The following is an 18,523-nucleotide window of genomic DNA, read 5'->3' as shown; positions in this document are numbered from 1 at the left end:
TATCTTGCTTAAAATTTAAAAAAACAATGCAGGTTTTCAAATATCTAAGTATCATATTCTTAAGCACAACTCTTATATCCTGTGGCTCAAATACCAAGCAAAGAAAAAGCGACTTTAGTTTAAGCACCAACGCTAAAAAGGGTAATATTTTCCTGAATGAAACACTTGAAATTAAACTAAAGAACAAAAAAAATCATATTATCGATTCTGTTTGTTTTATAATGGACGGCCAAAAAATTGAAGAGTCCACACCACTTACTGATATTAAACTGGGAAAACACAACATTGAAGCCACTGTATATTACAATAATGAAAAACAGGTAGCCTCTACCTCAATCACCATATTGAATAACGAGGCTCCAAAAATATATACCTATAACATTGTAAATGAATATCCGCACGATATCACGTCCTATACTCAAGGCCTTGAGTTTTTTAATGGCAACTTATATGAAAGCACTGGGCAGTATAAGGAATCCCAATTACGTCAAATAGACTATAAAACTGGTAACATCATTAAAAATATGGATTTGGCCGACGAGTATTTTGGGGAAGGCCTCACCATTTTAGATGATAAAATTTACCAACTCACGTGGCGTGAAGGCACTGGTTTTGTTTATGATGTAAATACCTTCGATAAAATAAGTAGCTTTAAATATGGTAACAGTAAGGAAGGTTGGGGACTTTGCAATAACGACACCACCATTTACAAGAGTGATGGCACCGAAAATATTTGGTTGCTGGATTCCAACACCCTTGTTGAACAAAGCTACATACAGGTATATACCAACAAGGGAAAAATAGTGGGTATAAACGAAATGGAATGGATTAATGGGAAAATATATGCTAATCGCTACCAAAAAGATGGCGTAGCTATAATAAACCCAAACAATGGTGCTGTTATTGGGGTGATTGATTTTTCATCACTAAAAGAAAAAGTCACTCAGCATCAAAAGTTGGATGTATTGAATGGCATTGCCTATAACCCAGAAACCAATACCATTTTTGTCACAGGAAAACGTTGGGACAAACTCTTTGAGGTAGAAATTGTGGAGAATTAAACTGGTTTTACTTATTGTTTACTAAATATTATCCGTAAAATATCAGTGCGTAAATATATTATGAGTTGAGGGTAATTAGAGCATGGACAACATTTCAATAGACAGATTTGAGAATAAACCAGAATTTACTTCTGATTTAGCTGATTTTGATAATTCTAAAACAAAATTGTATATCTGTGCGGAGTAAAAAAATCGAAAGCTATTAAATGAACTGAATATTGAAAAACTAAAAAAGAAATCAGCACAACTTTGTTTATAGTTGATTCTAAATTTCCTATCGTAAAGTCCGTTCAAATTTACTACCTTCGGTTTGCCGATTCAAAATCCTAAGAGATTTTCACGCAACAAAACCAAAACCTAACCTTTAATAACCATCAACCAAAATATGAATCAATTGAAAAACAATAGGATCAAATCACTTGATATACTAAAAGGAATGGTTATCATATTCATGGCACTGGATCATACACGTGACTATTTTCATGCCAACTCCTTTATTTTTGACCCAGCAGATCCCGAGAAAAGTAATTACATATTATTTTTTACTCGGTGGATTACCCATTTTTGTGCTCCTGCATTTAGCTTCCTCGCTGGAATTTCTGCTTATTTAGTAGGTAGAAAAAAAACTAAGGCACAATTATCCTATTTCCTTTTAAAACGTGGTATTTGGTTAGTATTTATAGAATTTACTATTGTTCATATAGGATGGAGTTTTAATTTACAGTTTGAATCTATGGGCTTATTAGTAATCTGGTCATTAGGTATAAGCATGATCTTTTTAGCTGCAGTCATACATCTTTCAATGAAAAACATTTTGGCAATAAGCCTAATCATCATTTTTGGCCATAATATATTGGATAACATACACTTTGAAGGCAGCATGCTTTGGTCTATCTTCCATGAAAGAGGTTATTACACTCTGTTTAACTACATACAATTGCGTATAGTTTACCCAATAATACCGTGGATTGGCGTAATGTCCTTGGGCTATTACTTCGGAAAATTCTATAATAAAGATGTTTTGCCTGAATACCGTCAAAAAATATTGACTCAAATAGGCATAGGGGCTATTATAGGTTTTTTTATTATTCGGGGTATAAATCTGTATGGTAATTCTCGTCCATGGCTTGAGTATGAGCTTTTTGAAGCAACTTTTATCTCTTTTTTGGATCCTTCAAAATATCCTCCATCATTATCCTACTTATTAATGACATTGGGACCGTCATTAGTTTTTCTGGGGCAATCTGAGAATTTAAAAGGACGCATTGTAAACTTTTGCTCCACTTTTGGTAAAGTCCCCTTTTTTATTTATATCCTACACATATACGTGATACACTTTTTTGCCGCAATTCTTGCTGAGTTTACAGGTTACGGATTCAATACCATGATATTGAAAGGATTTGTCTCCACAAACAAACAACTCATAGGCTATGGTGTAAATCTAGGGTGGGTATATGTTATTTGGTTTGGTATAATGTTATTGCTCTACCCTAGCTGTGTTTGGTTTGGCCGATATAAGCTGAATAATAAAAAATGGTGGTTGAGCTACCTTTAACATTAGCCATTGCTTAAAAAGATAATTGTAATTTAGTGTTTAGAAAAAGTAAAAAAATATTAAAAACTTAATATCAACCCTGTTTATACTATTCACTCTAAATAAGCTTTAGTCAAAACAAAGAAGATTTTGAAAATTATGAATGGTTTCAGGCATAATATGTGAAATTTAAACCAGTAAAATCCACTTTAGCAAGACACAATTGCTACAAAATTATTTACTTTAAGGCAAATCAAATATCTGGCAGACTGGCGCTTACTTTTGAATCTGATATAGGTGAATGGGACCAATTAGATATTTACATATAAAAGACCGCCCTAAATAAGTTATTACAATGTTGAAATCGAATTGAAATGGTGCAATGGTGTTGTTAAATTAGCTGATTGATAAGGCAAAGACAAAAAGAAATAATAGACAAATCAATGACTGCATTTTAAATAAAAAAACTAATAGAATGCGAAACATAAACAAATGAGCAGAATACCTTTAAAATAAAGACCTACTTAAACTGATTCAAGTTAAAAACCAATAGACTATAATCAGATAAACTTTGATTGTCCACCATAGACTTTATAATGGATAAATACCAAGAAACATTCAACACATGGAACAACATAGCCAAAGTCTATGAAAACAAGTTTATGGATTTAAACGTGTATAACCATACCTACGACTATATCTGTCAAACCATTACCAAAGCCAAAGCCAAATTGTTGGACGTTGGTTGTGGCCCTGGAAATATTACAAAGTACTTATTATCCAAAAGACCAGATTTCAACATTTTGGGAATAGACATAGCTTCTAATATGGTTGAATTGGCCACAAAGAACAATCCATCAGCAAACTTTGCCGTTATGGATAATCGGGATATTGCCAAACTCGACACTTCCTTTGATGGTGTTATTGGTGGATTCTGCCTACCCTATTTATCGCAAAAAGAATGTAATGTATTTATTTCTAGTACATACAATTTACTAAATACTAACGGATTGATCTATTTAAGTTTTGTTGAAGGTGAACCCAATGAATCTAATTTTAAGAGCAATAATGCTGGTAGGGTCTTTTTTTATTTTCATAAGTTAATGGATTTAAAGCATCAACTAAAAAAAGCTAGGTTTAGCAACATAAAAACGTTTAGAGTAGAGTACAAAGGTTCAGAAATCAAATCTGAACCACATACCATATTGATGGCAAGAAAATTATAAATCTTTTTTTTTTAATCATCTAATCTATATTTAAATAGTTTAAAACAAATAAAAAAAGTATTTGCTAAACCTAAGCTAGTCTTGTTTTGCTTTTTTTAAGACAAACGATTAAATTTGTGAATATTAATCCAAAAAATTGGCATTAATTATCATCACTTAGCACCAATCAAAACTAACTAGACAAAAATGAAAAAGATTCGAATTGCGCTATTAATAGCTTTTGGAAGCTTAATACTTTTAAGCTTTCAAATTATTAATAACAAATTACATTTATTGCAATCTCCAGGTGCAGTAATTGAAGATTACGAAGAGCCCGATTATGAATTAGGATCAGGGCACATTGACTCCTTAATCCCTTACCCTGATTTAAAAAAAGGAGAACGCACGCCTTTTGACCTATGGCGATATGGAGGTAAAGGCAAAAGTTCCTTTACAACTCCAGAATTGCCAATGAGTTGGGAAGAGTGGGTTGCATTCCACAAAAAACAAAAGCCAGAATTAATGGCCGATGTTAAAAAGTACATGAATTCACGTTATGACTTCAATGGTAAAACCCATGAAGGTAAAGTGATGTCTGGAGGAAGGAAACCCATAATGAAAGGGCCCATTACAAGATTGCCAAAAGGAATTTCTTCTTATGAGGCTTTGTCTAAATATTCTCCAGATGAAATTAAAAATAAGGACCTGTTTCCTTATAAACCTCTAGCGCATCCATTACAGACTACTGCACATATGCTTTTTCCAGATAGCTGGAACAAAGTACATCCTGAGCATGCCAGGATTGATGTGGATCATGATTTTCCAGATGAATATTTACCAGAGTTCCCACCACCAATGTTCTTATCTAACCATAAGGAACTTGGCGACGTAACTAAAGGAAGAGAAGTAACGTTAGCAAATTACTATGAGATTTTTAACGGTCTTCTTACCCCTGAACAAATGGAAGGTTTAAATGAGTTGCTAACCCCTACTCCAACCACATGGTTTAACCACACTCCACATAGAGTTACCTTAGAACCAAGCGTGGGAGTATCCTGTTTTTCATGTCATGTAAATGGCCATACCAATGGAGCTATTGAGTTAGGGCCAGACAGCAGACCCAATTTGGCTCGGTTACGTGTAGATACTCCGACCATGCGTGGTAATTTTAATGCAATGCAATTAGGCTCCAAACGTTCCATTAGAAGTATGGATCATTTTGCTGAAGTAGAAGAATATTTTGATGGTGATCCGGGCATGCAACAACATATTGGGCAAAGAGGGTTGCAAAGAGCGTTGTCTAATAGAATGGGTGATTTTAATTCCATGCTCGATTTTCCTCCAGCACCTAAATTAGATGCCATGAGCAATTTAATACCAAGTAAATCTACCGAGCAAGAGTTACTAGGAGAAAAGTTATTTAAAGGCAAGGCAAAGTGTGCAACTTGTCATTATGGCCCTGCTTTTGTTGATGATTATTTGCATGACCTAAAAGTAGAGCGTTTTTATAAGGGAAGGCCTGAAGGTCCCGTAAAAACATTCCCGTTGAGAGGAATAAAAGATTCCCCTCCTTATTTACATGATGGTAGACTTCCAACCTTAGATGATGCTGTTGAGTTTTTCAATATAATATTGGAATTGAAATTAAATAAAGAAGAAAAAGAAGCCTTAACGGCATATATGATGTGTTTGTAAAACCACGTACTAGTTATATAAAGGGGTTTATTATTAATACGCCCCTTTATTTTGATGTAAAATAAAAAATACATAGCGAACTTATCTATTATAATATCTATCCACTATTTTTTGATAACTCTTAATTGTTTTTTTACACCAGTCCAAGCGTTTTTCCAATAATTCAGACTCGCTCAATTGCCAATTGATATGGCTTTGCTTTAGCTTCTTTGTAGCAAACTGTAAAATAATGGCCGCCGATACCGAAATGTTTAAGCTTTCGGTAAACCCAACCATGGGAATCTTTATAAAACGATCGGCATTATTTAAAACAGCATCCGATAAGCCTTCGGTTTCCCTTCCGAAGAAAAAGCATGATTTTTTGGTGACATCAAAATCATGCAAATCACAATCATTAGCATGGGGTGTGGTTGCTACAATTTGATAACCTTTTTGTTTTAAATCCTTAATACAATCATTTACTGAATTGTACCGGTTAATGTCTACCCATTTTTGGGCTCCCATGGCAATTTCACGATCAATCCGTTTAGTATTTACTTCCTCAATGATGTTAACTTCCTGTATTCCAAATACATCACAACTACGCATCACTGCACTTGTATTGTGTAGTTGGTAAACATCTTCAATAGCCACTGTAAAATGCTTGGTGCGTTGTGATAAAACGTCTTGGAATTTAGTTTTTCGAGAATTGGTTAAATACGATTCTAAATGGTAAAGCAGGTCAATATCAATCATGCCACAAAGTTAAGAAAGTAAAAAATCTTTCATTTTTTTGAATGCAATGCAATCCTGTTTCCTTCACTATCAATAAAAGCACCCATATACCCGTGCTCTGGTGAGATTTGTGTTTTAGGTTGGTATATCTCACCACCGGCGGTAACCACTCTATCCAATTCGTTTTGCACATTATCACTTAAAAAATAGATAAGTACCCCTTTCTTACTTGGTATATAAGAATCTTGCTTAATTAAAGTCCCTTGGGCACCATGGGCCTCACCCCTGTCTGGAAACCATCCCATTAATAGCCCTCCAAAATCATGGATATTAATTTCAACATTAAAAACAGTTTCATAAAATTGTTTGGCACGGTCCATATTATTAACAGGTATCTCAAACCAACCTACCATATTATTATTCATAATATTACGTATTTAATTGATGTGTTTTTAAATTTACAAAAACTAAGGCAATCGTAATTTATTTTTTCAACAAAAAAACAACCACAAAGTATTGCATATTGGCAATTAATAACTATTTTTGCACCCAATTTCGAATCAACCTCTGGCGAAAATCGTGAATGTTGTTTCGAATCAAACATTTAAAAATAAAGATATGGAATCTTTAGTAAAATTTGTTCAAGACGAATTTGTAACAAAAAAAGACCTACCAGAGTTCGGTGCTGGTGACACAATTACCGTTTATTACGAAATTAAAGAGGGAAACAAAACTCGTACACAGTTTTTTAGAGGAACTGTTATCCAAAGAAGAGGTTCTGGTGCATCAGAAACTTTTACCATTAGGAAAATGTCTGGTTCAATTGGAGTAGAACGTATTTTTCCAATTAATTTGCCTGCTTTACAAAAAATTGAAGTTAACAAACGTGGTAAAGTCCGTAGAGCTCGTATTTTCTACTTTAGAGGACTTACTGGTAAAAAAGCAAGAATTAAAGAGCGTAGACACTAATATTTTACTAGCTACAGCACATTATAAAAGAGTCTTGAAAAATCAAGGCTCTTTTTTTATTAACCATTGTTAATAACCTTGGTTGATAAGCAGTTGATATTTAGCAAGATAAAAAATTTGCGAATTTAAATTCTTAATTTATCTTAGCATAAGAATCAATGACAAACTCGTTTGGTTTCATTTAAAAAATGAATTTGCTGAGATTCTTATTTAAAGTAACGTTCTTTAAATTTAATTGTTTTTTGAGGTTGGATGCGCCATGTGTATGCGTGTGTTAGCAGAGCGCCATGATACTACAAAAAGTCCCAAGTGCGAAAGCAAATGGCAACTCGTGTAGTTGAAAGTCCAAAAAAACAGTAGTACTGTTTTAAGGACAATGCTTGGGGGCTATTCAAACGTGAAAGCGAATGTATAGTTAAACAAGCATCAAGAAAAACAATTAACCGGGAGCATTTCGAGTAATAGGTCAATACATTTTGAAAATTACACAAATGCTTCATTGAAATAACAGCACTTGAATTGAAAAGATTTGATGAAAATTTGAATCGATTTTGGTAGTAATACCAAACAGGTCAATGAAAGTTATTTCAAAGAAAGCCATGTCAAAGTAGTAAATTCTACCATGATATGGCTTTTGTATTTTTATGAATTTATTTCATGTTTTTTAACGATTGCTTAGTTGTCCATACTTTTTTTTAATTACCTTTTAATTAGCTTACTTTATTGGGTTTTGGTTCTGGAATCGACTATAATAACTATCATTTTTTTGTATATTCGCAACGCCAAAAAAGGCGCTAGTTATAAACACCTAAACTACAGTATATTAAAATTAAAAAAGGCAACGAATGTCAAAAATTATCTACACAAAAACCGATGAAGCTCCTGCGTTAGCTACACGATCTTTTTTACCCATAGTTAAAGCTTTTGTTAAATCAACCGGTATAACCATAGAAACAAGGGACATTTCTCTAGCTGCCAGAATATTATCTGTTTTCCCAGATTATTTGGGAAAAGACCAACGTGTCTCGGATGATTTGGCCTTTTTAGGTGAATTAGCTACAAAACCAGAAGCCAATATTATAAAATTACCTAATATTAGTGCCTCAATCCCACAATTGAAAGGTGCTATAAAAGAGCTACAACAAAAGGGATTTGCTGTTCCCAATTATCCAGACTCACCTAGCAATGCTTTGGAAAAAGAAATTAAATCACGCTATGATAAGGTTAAAGGCAGTGCTGTAAATCCTGTATTAAGAGAGGGAAACAGTGACAGACGTGCGCCTAAAGCTGTAAAAAATTATGCAAAAAAGAATCCGCATACTATGGGTGCTTGGTCTAGTGATTCGAAAACACATGTAGCAACCATGACCAGCGGTGATTTTGCTCACAATGAAAAATCGATTACTATATCAGGGGCTACATCCATAAAGATACAACACATTGACAGTAAAGAAAATATAACTACTTTAAAAGATAGTTTTCCATTACTTAAAGGCGAAATAATAGACGCTACTGTAATGAACAAAAAGGCATTGGTAAGCTTCTTAGACCAACAGGTTGCTGATGCAAAATCTAAAGACATTCTTTTTTCATTGCACATGAAGGGTACAATGATGAAGGTTAGTGACCCAATTATTTTCGGGCACGCTGTAAGAGCATACTTTAAAGATGTCTTTGAGAAGCATGGAAAAGTAATAGATGAACTTGGAGTAAATGTAAACTCAGGTCTTGGAAATCTTTTGGAACGTATACAGGAACTACCTGAAGATATACGCAAGGACATTGAATCTGATATTGAATCCACCTATAAAGATGGACCATCAATTGCTATGGTAAATAGTGATAAAGGCATTACCAATTTACACGTCCCTAGTGACGTCATTATAGATGCTTCTATGCCAGCCATGATACGTACTTCTGGTCAAATGTGGAATGCCAAAGGTGAATTGCAGGACACAAAAGCAGTTATTCCAGACAGTAGTTACGCTGGTGTTTATGCAGCTACTATAGATTTTTGCAAAAACCATGGTGCGTTCGATCCAACTACTATGGGAACTGTTCCCAATGTTGGGCTTATGGCCCAAAAAGCAGAAGAATATGGTTCCCATGATAAAACTTTTGAAATTCCTACTAATGGAACAGTACGAGTTATTGATTCAGAAGGGACCATATTGATGGAACACACTGTTGAAACTGGTGATATTTGGAGAATGTGCCAAACTAAGGATGCACCAATACAAGATTGGGTTAAATTAGCGGTAACCCGTGCCAAGGCATCACAAACACCTGCTGTTTTTTGGTTAAACCAAAACAGGGCTCACGATGCTGAATTGATTAAAAAGGTAAATACCTACTTAAAAGACTACGATACAACGGGATTGGACTTAAGAATTCTTGCTCCTGTTGAAGCGACTACTTTCACGTGTGAAAGATTGAAGGCTGGACAGGACACCATATCGGTTACGGGTAATGTTTTGCGTGACTACCTAACCGACTTATTTCCGATTTTAGAGGTAGGAACTAGTGCAAAAATGCTTTCCATTGTACCGTTAATGAATGGCGGTGGTTTATTTGAAACTGGTGCTGGTGGATCTGCTCCTAAGCATGTTCAACAACTTTTAGATGAAAACCATTTACGTTGGGATTCATTAGGTGAGTTTTTGGCACTAGCTGTATCTTTGGAACATTTTAGTGATGTTAACAACAATGCAAAAGCCAAAGTTTTATCAGAAACCTTGGATGAGGCCACCGAAAAACTTTTGGAAAACAAAAAAGGGCCTTCCAGAAAAGCTGGCGAATTGGATAACCGAGGCAGCCATTTTTATTTAGCTATGTACTGGGCACAGGAACTGGCGAACCAAAACAAAGACCAAGTTTTAAAAGAGGAGTTTACTCCTATTGCCAAACAATTAACTGATAACGAATCAGTAATTGTAAACGAGCTAAATAAAATTCAAGGAAACCCAGTTAGTATTGGTGGTTACTATGAACCTAACGATGCTTTGGCCAATCAAGTGATGCGACCGAGCAAAACACTAAACAGTATTATTGGTTAAATAAAATATAAAGTTAAGTTTAAAAGCCCCTGTAATGGGGCTTTTTTTATATTTTTATCAAAAAAATTCATGCATAAAATCCTTTTGTGGTTTATTTCGCTATTCATTTTAAATAATTTGTTGTTAAATGCTCAAGAGAAATTTACCATAAGTGGAACCATTTCAGAAAAGAATAGTAACGAAACCTTAATAGGTGTAAATGTTATTTTTCCAGAAATACAATCTGGAACCACGACAAACGAATATGGTTTTTATTCCATTACATTGCCAAAAGGCACTTACAACATAGTTATTAGCTATCTAGGATTCAAAACAATTTCTGAAACACTAACATTATCTGAAAATATTGTAAAAAATTTCAGTTTAACGGAGTCCCTCGAAAACTTAGATGAAATCATTATTACAGAAGATATTGAAAGGCTAAATATTAAAACGCCCCAAATGAGTATCAATAGGCTATCTGCCAATACCATAAAGGATATTCCGGTAGTTTTGGGGGAAGCCGATATCATTAAGGCCATTACCTTGCTACCCGGTGTTACAAATACCGGCGAAGGCTCATCCGGATTCAATGTAAGGGGTGGTGCAACTGATCAAAATTTAATACTTCTGGATGAAGCTACTATTTATAATTCGTCACATTTATTCGGGTTTTTTTCAGTATTTAATCCAGATGCGATTAAGGACCTTCGCTTGTATAAAGGAGGTATTCCAGCGCGATATGGAGGACGGGTATCTTCGGTCTTAGATATTTATCAAAAGGAAGGTAACAGCAAAGCCTTTCATATGAACGGAGGCCTTGGTTTAGTATCTAGTAGACTCTTGGCAGAAGGACCTCTTAAAAAAGAAAAAGGATCGTTTCTTTTTGGAGGCCGATCCAGTTACGCCCACTTATTTTTACCGCTTTTTGACTTAGATAATGTTGCTTATTTCTACGATTTAAACACAAAATTGAGCTACAAAATAAACAACAGAAACAATATTTACTTATCTGGTTATTTTGGTCGTGATGTTTTTAGAATCCAAGATTCATTCGAAAACTCATACGGCAATGCTGTTTTTAACTTTAGATGGAACCACTTGTTTTCAGATAAAGTATTTTCCAATTTATCTTTGATTTACTCCAACTATGATTACGATTTAAAGCTAAACTTTGTAGAATTCGACTGGGTTTCGGGTATTAAAAACTTCAATTTGAAATACGACTTTAAGCATTACCTAAATAATAAATTTAAACTTCAATATGGTTTAAATAGCATTTATTATAAGTTTAATCCAGGAGATATAAAACCAACTACAGAATCCTCTGGGATAAACCCGTTTAAGCTTACCGATAAATATGCTTTAGAAAATGCTATTTATTTAGATACCAATCATCAAGTGTCTGATGAATTTTCCCTTTCATACGGATTACGCTTAAGTACTTTTCATCGAATGGGACAAAACGAATTAAACGTTTATGAAAACGACCAACCAGTCCTATTTAACGATAACTTTCAAATCTATGAAAAAGCAGATCCAATAGACGTAGAAATTTTTAAACGCAGTGATGTAATTGCTAAGTTTTTAAATATAGAACCCCGTGCTTCATTAGCATACCAGATCAATGCTAAAAATTCCATTAAAGCAAGCTACAATAGGATGAGTCAATACTTACACCTACTGTCCAATACAAACTCACCCACCCCATTGGATGTCTGGACACCTAGTGGAAAATATGTCAAACCCCAATTGTTGGATCAATTTGCAGTAGGATTTTTTACAAATTTCAAAGAAAGCAACTATACATTGGAAATCGAAAGTTTTTTTAAAACCGTTAAAAACAGGATCAATTACATTGATGGTGCCGATTTAGTAGCCAATAACGCTATAGAACAGGTGATTTTAAATGGCAGGGCAAGAGCTTATGGCCTTGAACTCCTTTTAAGAAAAAACGAAGGCCGCCTTAAAGGTTGGCTAGCCTATACCCTATCAAAATCAGAACAGCAAACCAAAGGTAGAACATCACAAGAATCTGGAATTAACAATGGACATTGGTATAAAACACCTTTTGACAAAACACACGATTTATCTGTTACAGGCAGTTATGAATTGAATGGAAAATGGAAACTAAACTCCAACTTTATATTTCAAACAGGGCAACCAACTACCTTTCCTAATGGTCAATATGAATTTAATGGTATAACCATTCCAAACTATAATGACAGAAATACTGATAGATTACCTTCATACCACCGTATTGATATTTCAGCAAGATATACCCCAAAACCAGATAAAACTAATGGTTGGAAAAGTTATTGGACATTTGGAATCTATAATTTGTATAATAGAAGAAATGCTGCGTCAATCGCTTTTAGAAGAAATCAGGATAATGGCAAAAATGAAGCTAACCGCTTATCAATATTTGGGGTCGTCCCTTCTATATCCTACAATTTTAAGTTTTAGCTCATGGAAAAATTAATCTATATAATGATATTGGTTATTAGTTTTTCGTCTTGTGAAGATGTTATAGATGTAGATTTAAAAACCACCGACCCAAGATTGGTTATAGATGCAAACATAAACTGGGTTAATGGAACCACGGGAAACTTACAATTTGTAAAATTGACATTGACCGCACCTTTTTTTAACGATGATGTACCCCCAGCTACTGGAGCAACCGTAGTAGTATCCGATGCATTTAACAATACTTACAATTTCATTGAAGAAGGGCTAACAGGTGTTTACAAAAATGACTCCTTTGTTCCAGAAATTAACGGCATATACCACTTAACCATTATCTACAATAAAGAAACTTTTACCGCTACAGAACAACTCATGCCGGTTAGTTCAATTGAATATGTAGAACAAAAAAACGATGGAGGCTTTAGTGGTAATGAAACAGAAATTGAAGCTTATTACACGGACCCCAAAGGAATCAATAATTATTATCTTTTTGAATTTATAAACACTTCAACAAACATAGTAAGTCTGGAAGTTTATGATGATGAGTTCACAGACGGCAATCAAATATTTGCTTTCCACTCAGAAGAAGATTTAGAAACTGGAGATATACTTGAAATAAGAAACTATGGAATTTCAAAACAGTTTTTTGAGTATTTGAGCATACTTCTGCAACAATCTGATGAAGAATCTGGTGATCCCTTTGAAGTACAACCAGCAACAGTAAGGGGTAATTGTATAAACGAAACTAATCCTAAAAATTATCCTTTGGGCTACTTTAGGGCTTCACAGGTAGATACTTTCACTTATGACATAAAATAATTTTACAGATAATCATTGATAAAATAGTTATCCTAAATATTTTATGGAAAATTCACACTTGGTTTGACTTTACTCATTTACTAGAAAGTTAATATATATTTTCATTTAGTTTTGGAGAATTTTTAAATGAAAAAATTCATGTACTTTTGTGGAGTATGGATTTTATAAAAACAACTGAACAGGATTCCAACTACAATCATCTTGAAAAAATGAGTGTAAAAGAGTTGCTTCAAAATATAAATAACGAAGACAAAACTGTTCCTATTGCAGTTGAAAAAGCACTCCCACAAATTGAACTGTTAATACAAAAAATTGTAAAACAATTAAGTAATGGTGGTCGTTTATTCTATACGGGTGCTGGAACCAGTGGTCGTTTGGGTATTTTGGATGCTTCAGAATGTCCACCAACTTATGGTGTATCTCGCAACTTGGTTATTGGATTGATTGCTGGTGGTGATACAGCCATTAGAAACTCTGTTGAATTTGCTGAAGATTCAACCACCCAAGGTTGGAAAGACCTTAAAGCCTATAATATTTCAAGTAAAGATGTTGTTGTTGGAATTGCCGCCTCAGGAACCACACCTTATGTTATTGGGGCACTAAAAAAATGTAACGAAAATAATATTATTACTGGCTGTATAACTTGTAATCACAACAGTCCCTTATCAAATACAGCTCAATATCCCATTGAAGTTATTGTTGGCCCCGAATTTGTTACCGGAAGTTCTAGGATGAAAGCTGGTACCGCACAAAAACTAGTCCTCAACATGATTACTACTACTACAATGATACAACTAGGCCATATAAAGGGCAATAAAATGGTAGACATGCAATTAAGCAATGACAAACTTGTGGGTAGAGGAACCAAAATGGTAATGAAAGAGCTTAACATTCCTTTAGGTGAAGCACAAAAGCTTTTAAATAAATTTGGAAGTGTTCGATTAGCAATTCAACATTATAATGACAAATATCAAAAGAACGGATAAAAATATTCTTTTAAAAGGACTTAAACTAATGGGGGGCGCTTTAGCATGCATGTTTTCTGGCCCTTCACTCATTTACATTTCACAAACAAAAATAAAACCTCCTATTGATATGGTTATTCTAATAATAGCCATTGTACTTTGCTGCTTGGCATTATACCTAGCCTATAAGGGAATTAATACAATTTTAGATAGTATGTTTAAAAAAAGTTCTAATTAAGATTAGGTGCTTTTGGAGTTGTTGGGTTATACCCAAAATCAGTATCATTTATAACAATATTTAGACGATCCAAAATATAACTAATAATGGCGTAATGGTGTATGGTATGGCTATTGGCTTGGGCAAACAAAGCAGCATAGGTATAAGGCATTTCAATTACCCCAACTCCTAAATCGTCATTAACTGTAACTTGATCTTCAATATTTCTATCAAAGTTTTCAAGTTTAACAATAATATGCTCCAAGTAACCCATAGCATGCTGACAACAAGTTTCAACATTTTTACTTCTCTTTCTAGCTGTTAAATCAACTTTATGACCTTCATTACTATTCAAAATACAGTCATAGAAATCCAAGATATGGCGAACATGCCCTCCAATACTGGAGTAATAAGGCGAAATAGATTTGTTGTCTAAAGTGGCATCATCCAAATTCAATAATAAATATTTTGATTTTTGAAGTGTTTTTAGTGTTGATTGGATAATAATGTTCATAAAGACTAAAATACTAATTTTATTTAACAAAAAATTTATGGTTTTAGTCTAAAAAAAGAAACAAACTTACATTAAAATCTTGACAAGTCTTTAACACTATAATAAAGTACAAACCATATAAGTCCCTAGACAAGAATTAATTCCTAAAATACTATAACTTTTAATAAAGTTGCACATGCAAACAGTCTTCAATGCCTTATAAAGCATAAATATTTAGGAAATAAGCGCGCAAATCATTTATTACTCTCAAACTCGAACCAATAATTAAAATCTAAACAGGCTACAAATTTTTTATTTTAGGGTGCTAAATCTTTAATTCTAATATTTCGAAACCAAAGTTCAGAGCCATGCCCCAAAAATCCAATATGTCCTTTGTCTCGCTTTAGTCCAGGATGGTCTTTACCATCTGCAGTACCATTTTTTGTTGCTTCATTAATGTTTCCTTCAACAATTACAACACCATTAAGCGTAATTTTAATAGCATCGCCTTTTACTATAACTTCTTGATAGTTCCACTCCCCAACGGGATTTAAAAACCCACGCTTTGCTCCTATAATTCCATATACTGAACCATGATATTGATACGGCTTTAAGTTTGCATAAATTGGAGCCGTATTGTCCAATATCTGCAATTCTTTACCTACATATGCAGCATCACCTTCAAGAGGTGCATGAATTCCCAATCCATTATTGGCTCCTGGTGTTAATTTAAACTCAAAGCGAAAAATAAAATCGGAATATTCATTAGCCGTAAACAAGTTACCGTAACCTCCCTGCTTTGGTTTAACAGCAATTTCATTATTCTCAACAACATAAACGTCTTTGTTTCCAACCCAATAATCTAAATCTTTACCATTAAATAATGATTTAAAACCTTCTTCTCTTTCTGATTTTGTTAATAAACTACCTCCAGATATAATTTCCCTTACATACACATTTCTAAATCCAAGATCTTCACCATGCGCCTGTAGTTCAATTGCCTCTTTTGGAAATATTTTTTTGCTACGGTCCCAATAATTTTCTAAGGGCACATTATCGGTAACCAAAATACCGTTTAAATGAACCGTAACACGTTCTCCAACCATTTTTATACGAAAGGTATTCCATTCATCAACAGGGTTATCTGCTACCACAAGAGGTTTACTTTCATGTTTTTGATTGTTGTACAAGCCACCACTACCAACCTTCGCACCCACATTGGTTCTTGCAATATCCCAAATCTGTACCTGCGGTGTCCCTCTAAGGTAAATACCGCTATCACCTCCATTTGTGATTTTCCAATCCACAAGCATTTCAAAATCACCATAATCCTTAATGGTACATATGTTGTTATAGCCTTCTCCCTTAAAACCAATTATACCATCTTTAACAAACCAATCTTTTTGCATTTGTTCATTAGCTTCTGCCTGTGCCTGTGCCAATTCTTCTTGAGACATTTTTTTTCTTTCAATAGGGTTTTTAACCAATCCTTCCCAACCCGTTAAATCCTTTCCATTAAAAATGGAAACAAAACCTTCATCTTTTGGCATATTTTTTAAAAATTCTTTTACATCAGCTTTCTTATATCCACTATATACTTCAGTAAAATTATTAATGCTCCTAGACACAATAGCCTTAACCAATACACCGCTTAAACCATTTTTCTTTCCGTGGGTTGGTAATGCGATGTTTATTGCTGCATTAGATGCTGCAGTGGATAAGTCTTTGTCTTCTAAAAACTCTGAAACAAATACCAGTGCCAAAAAGGTCTTTATTTTTCCTGCTGCCTCAATAATCTGTTTCTTTTGGTTTACAGTAGTAGCATAAGGCATAAGCTTTCTAACTAAAAGTAATTTTTGATCATCTGGAACATTGGAAGTGGATACCTTAGTCAATGCTTCAGCAAATGCAACACCTCCTTTTTTATTGCTCTGTCCTAAAATACTTTGAGTTGAAATTAAAACAACTGTATTTATAATTATTAAAATTTGTTTCATTTATACTTAATTAATATTTCCAATAGTTTTTAAGAGCTGTGGTAACGCAAGTTTTATTAATTTCTCGAAAATAGAAAAAACTGACCAAACATTAGTTTATAAATCTTGCTTTATCAAAACACACTTTATTGTACACTAAAAAATATAACTTACAATTATTTATTATATTTATGTAAACATTTGATTTATAATGAGTCTTAACAAAAAGTTGATATCAGCCGAAATGATTATTTGCTAATTTCTCATGAAATATAAAACCAATAAAATTTAAATAAATGAAAACAAAAATTCTATTAACACTAACCTTTGTTTTAATAATAAGCTGCAAAACTGATAAAAAAGAGAAGACAAACCATTCTGTAGCAACAGAAAAAATCGACAACAGTATTGAAGTGGTGACCAATGTAATGGATTTTGTATGCGTAGATACCATTAAATCTGGATGGAATACGTTTAAATATATTAACAAATCAAACGAACCCCATTTTTTAATGTTTGATGATTATCCAGATGACAAGACTATAGATACAATCAAATCTCAGGTTATGAAACCTTTTGATGACGGTATGATGTACATTATGAAAGGAGATATGGATGCTGCAATGAACGCTTTTGGCGCATTACCAGAATGGTTTCAAGACGTTAAATTTGTTGGGGGTACCGGTTTAATTTCCCCTGGAATGACTGCAAATGTAACCATTAAACTTGAACCAGGATTTCATATTATGGAATGCTATGTAAAAATGGAAAATGGTATGTTTCATGCCTCTATGGGAATGGCAAAAGAACTTTATATTCTAGAAGAAGATAGTGGCAATCAACCTCCAGAAGCTGATATTAATATTACTATTTCAAGTACAGAAGGAATTGTATATAACAAAGAAATCACTAAAGGAAACCATATTATATCAGTGTTTTTTAAGGATCAGATTGTTCATGAAAACTTTGTTGGTCATGATGTGAATCTTGTAAAGTTAAGTGATAATGCAAACCTAGATGAACTTGAAGCCTGGATGAATTGGATGAACCCAAAAGGTTTAATTTCCCCAGCTCCTGAAGGTGTTACCTTTTTAGGTGGCGTAAATAATGGCCTTACAGGTAACATTCAATATTTTGAGGTAAACTTAGAGCCCGGCAACTATGCTTTTATTGCAGAAGTCCCTAATAGTAAATCTAAAGGGATGTTTAAAACTTTTAGTATTATAGAATAAAATAGAAACTTAAACAAAAAACCCTTCACTAAAAATAGTGAAGGGTTTCCAAAAAAGGCAACGACCTACTCTCCCACAGATGCAGTACCATCGGCGCTAACGGGCTTAACTTCTCTGTTCGGAATGGTAAGAGGTGAGCCCC

General features: G+C 33.8%; 15 protein-coding genes and 1 rRNA gene. 11 read left to right on the top strand and 5 right to left on the bottom strand.

Annotation, left to right across the window (positions count from 1 at the left end; genetic code table 11):
* Positions 1-26: 26 nt before the first annotated feature.
* The 4 genes from MR053_RS13495 to MR053_RS13480 all read left to right on the top strand — a co-directional run bounded on the left by MR053_RS13495 (position 27) and on the right by MR053_RS13480 (position 5,495).
* Positions 27-1,061, top strand: coding sequence for a glutaminyl-peptide cyclotransferase (locus tag MR053_RS13495; protein ID WP_223547972.1), 1,035 nt, complete (start codon positions 27-29; stop codon positions 1,059-1,061).
* Positions 1,062-1,446: 385 nt separating this feature from the next.
* Positions 1,447-2,616, top strand: a complete 1,170-nt coding sequence (locus tag MR053_RS13490; protein ID WP_242132937.1) for a DUF1624 domain-containing protein — start codon at positions 1,447-1,449, stop codon at positions 2,614-2,616.
* Positions 2,617-3,191: 575 nt separating this feature from the next.
* Positions 3,192-3,821, top strand: coding sequence for a class I SAM-dependent methyltransferase (locus MR053_RS13485; RefSeq protein ID WP_242132936.1), 630 nt, complete (start codon positions 3,192-3,194; stop codon positions 3,819-3,821).
* A gap of 186 nt (positions 3,822-4,007) precedes the next feature.
* The gene (locus tag MR053_RS13480) at positions 4,008-5,495 is read left to right on the top strand and encodes a cytochrome C (protein ID WP_242132935.1); all 1,488 of its coding nucleotides are present in this window, start codon (positions 4,008-4,010) and stop codon (positions 5,493-5,495) included.
* A gap of 81 nt (positions 5,496-5,576) precedes the next feature.
* Here the strand turns inward: MR053_RS13480 and MR053_RS13475 are convergent, their stop codons facing one another.
* Positions 5,577-6,230 (bottom strand): TrmH family RNA methyltransferase, encoded by a 654-nt coding sequence (locus MR053_RS13475; RefSeq protein WP_242132934.1) that lies wholly within the window; start codon positions 6,228-6,230, stop codon positions 5,577-5,579.
* 29 nt (positions 6,231-6,259) lie between these two features.
* Complete coding sequence (locus MR053_RS13470) at positions 6,260-6,634, bottom strand: VOC family protein (RefSeq protein ID WP_242132933.1); 375 nt, start codon at positions 6,632-6,634, stop codon at positions 6,260-6,262.
* 193 nt (positions 6,635-6,827) lie between these two features.
* Between MR053_RS13470 and rplS the strand changes: the two genes are divergently transcribed.
* The 6 genes from rplS (at position 6,828) to MR053_RS13440 (ending at position 14,701) form a co-directional block, all read left to right on the top strand.
* The gene (gene rplS / locus MR053_RS13465; protein ID WP_223547960.1) at positions 6,828-7,178 is read left to right on the top strand and encodes a 50S ribosomal protein L19; all 351 of its coding nucleotides are present in this window, start codon (positions 6,828-6,830) and stop codon (positions 7,176-7,178) included.
* 845 nt (positions 7,179-8,023) lie between these two features.
* Entirely contained in the window at positions 8,024-10,234 is a 2,211-nt protein-coding gene (locus tag MR053_RS13460) for an NADP-dependent isocitrate dehydrogenase (protein WP_242132932.1), read from the top strand.
* Between the two features lie 69 nt (positions 10,235-10,303).
* Positions 10,304-12,679, top strand: coding sequence for a TonB-dependent receptor (locus MR053_RS13455; RefSeq protein WP_242132931.1), 2,376 nt, complete (start codon positions 10,304-10,306; stop codon positions 12,677-12,679).
* 3 nt (positions 12,680-12,682) lie between these two features.
* Positions 12,683-13,498 carry a DUF4249 domain-containing protein gene (locus MR053_RS13450; protein ID WP_242132930.1) on the top strand — a complete coding sequence of 272 codons (816 nt, stop codon included), beginning with the start codon at positions 12,683-12,685 and terminating at the stop codon, positions 13,496-13,498.
* Positions 13,499-13,653: 155 nt separating this feature from the next.
* Positions 13,654-14,484 (top strand): N-acetylmuramic acid 6-phosphate etherase, encoded by an 831-nt coding sequence (murQ, locus tag MR053_RS13445; protein ID WP_242132929.1) that lies wholly within the window; start codon positions 13,654-13,656, stop codon positions 14,482-14,484.
* Entirely contained in the window at positions 14,459-14,701 is a 243-nt protein-coding gene (locus MR053_RS13440; protein WP_242132928.1) for a DUF6095 family protein, read from the top strand. Before murQ ends, MR053_RS13440 begins: the two co-directional genes overlap by 26 nt.
* Here MR053_RS13440 and MR053_RS13435 read toward each other — a convergent pair.
* A complete protein-coding gene (locus MR053_RS13435) occupies positions 14,694-15,194 on the bottom strand; it encodes a hypothetical protein (protein WP_242132927.1) in 501 nt (166 codons plus the stop codon). The two genes, MR053_RS13440 and MR053_RS13435, sit on opposite strands and share 8 nt — an antisense overlap.
* A gap of 296 nt (positions 15,195-15,490) precedes the next feature.
* Positions 15,491-17,170, bottom strand: a complete 1,680-nt coding sequence (locus MR053_RS13430) for a 3-keto-disaccharide hydrolase (protein ID WP_242132926.1) — start codon at positions 17,168-17,170, stop codon at positions 15,491-15,493.
* Between the two features lie 275 nt (positions 17,171-17,445).
* Between MR053_RS13430 and MR053_RS13425 the strand changes: the two genes are divergently transcribed.
* Entirely contained in the window at positions 17,446-18,381 is a 936-nt protein-coding gene (locus MR053_RS13425; RefSeq protein WP_242132925.1) for a hypothetical protein, read from the top strand.
* Between the two features lie 52 nt (positions 18,382-18,433).
* Here the strand turns inward: MR053_RS13425 and rrf are convergent.
* Positions 18,434-18,523 (bottom strand): 5S ribosomal RNA (gene rrf, locus MR053_RS13420); the annotation flags it as partial.

Origin of the sequence: Aestuariivivens marinum, from assembly GCF_022662175.1 — a bacterium.
Taxonomy (GTDB): Bacteria; Bacteroidota; Bacteroidia; order Flavobacteriales; family Flavobacteriaceae; genus Aestuariivivens; species Aestuariivivens marinum.
The sequence above is the reverse complement of the archived record's forward strand: the minus strand, read 5'-3'. Positions and strand labels throughout refer to the sequence as shown.

Coding starts and splice junctions, on each gene's coding strand:
- MR053_RS13495 (WP_223547972.1), top strand. CDS start 27: ATGCAGGTTTTCAAATATCTAAGTATCATATTCTTAAGCACAACTCTT.
- MR053_RS13490 (WP_242132937.1), top strand. CDS start 1,447: ATGAATCAATTGAAAAACAATAGGATCAAATCACTTGATATACTAAAA.
- MR053_RS13485 (WP_242132936.1), top strand. CDS start 3,192: ATGGATAAATACCAAGAAACATTCAACACATGGAACAACATAGCCAAA.
- MR053_RS13480 (WP_242132935.1), top strand. CDS start 4,008: ATGAAAAAGATTCGAATTGCGCTATTAATAGCTTTTGGAAGCTTAATA.
- MR053_RS13475 (WP_242132934.1), bottom strand. CDS start 6,230: ATGATTGATATTGACCTGCTTTACCATTTAGAATCGTATTTAACCAAT.
- MR053_RS13470 (WP_242132933.1), bottom strand. CDS start 6,634: ATGAATAATAATATGGTAGGTTGGTTTGAGATACCTGTTAATAATATG.
- rplS (WP_223547960.1), top strand. CDS start 6,828: ATGGAATCTTTAGTAAAATTTGTTCAAGACGAATTTGTAACAAAAAAA.
- MR053_RS13460 (WP_242132932.1), top strand. CDS start 8,024: ATGTCAAAAATTATCTACACAAAAACCGATGAAGCTCCTGCGTTAGCT.
- MR053_RS13455 (WP_242132931.1), top strand. CDS start 10,304: ATGCATAAAATCCTTTTGTGGTTTATTTCGCTATTCATTTTAAATAAT.
- MR053_RS13450 (WP_242132930.1), top strand. CDS start 12,683: ATGGAAAAATTAATCTATATAATGATATTGGTTATTAGTTTTTCGTCT.
- murQ (WP_242132929.1), top strand. CDS start 13,654: ATGGATTTTATAAAAACAACTGAACAGGATTCCAACTACAATCATCTT.
- MR053_RS13440 (WP_242132928.1), top strand. CDS start 14,459: ATGACAAATATCAAAAGAACGGATAAAAATATTCTTTTAAAAGGACTT.
- MR053_RS13435 (WP_242132927.1), bottom strand. CDS start 15,194: ATGAACATTATTATCCAATCAACACTAAAAACACTTCAAAAATCAAAA.
- MR053_RS13430 (WP_242132926.1), bottom strand. CDS start 17,170: ATGAAACAAATTTTAATAATTATAAATACAGTTGTTTTAATTTCAACT.
- MR053_RS13425 (WP_242132925.1), top strand. CDS start 17,446: ATGAAAACAAAAATTCTATTAACACTAACCTTTGTTTTAATAATAAGC.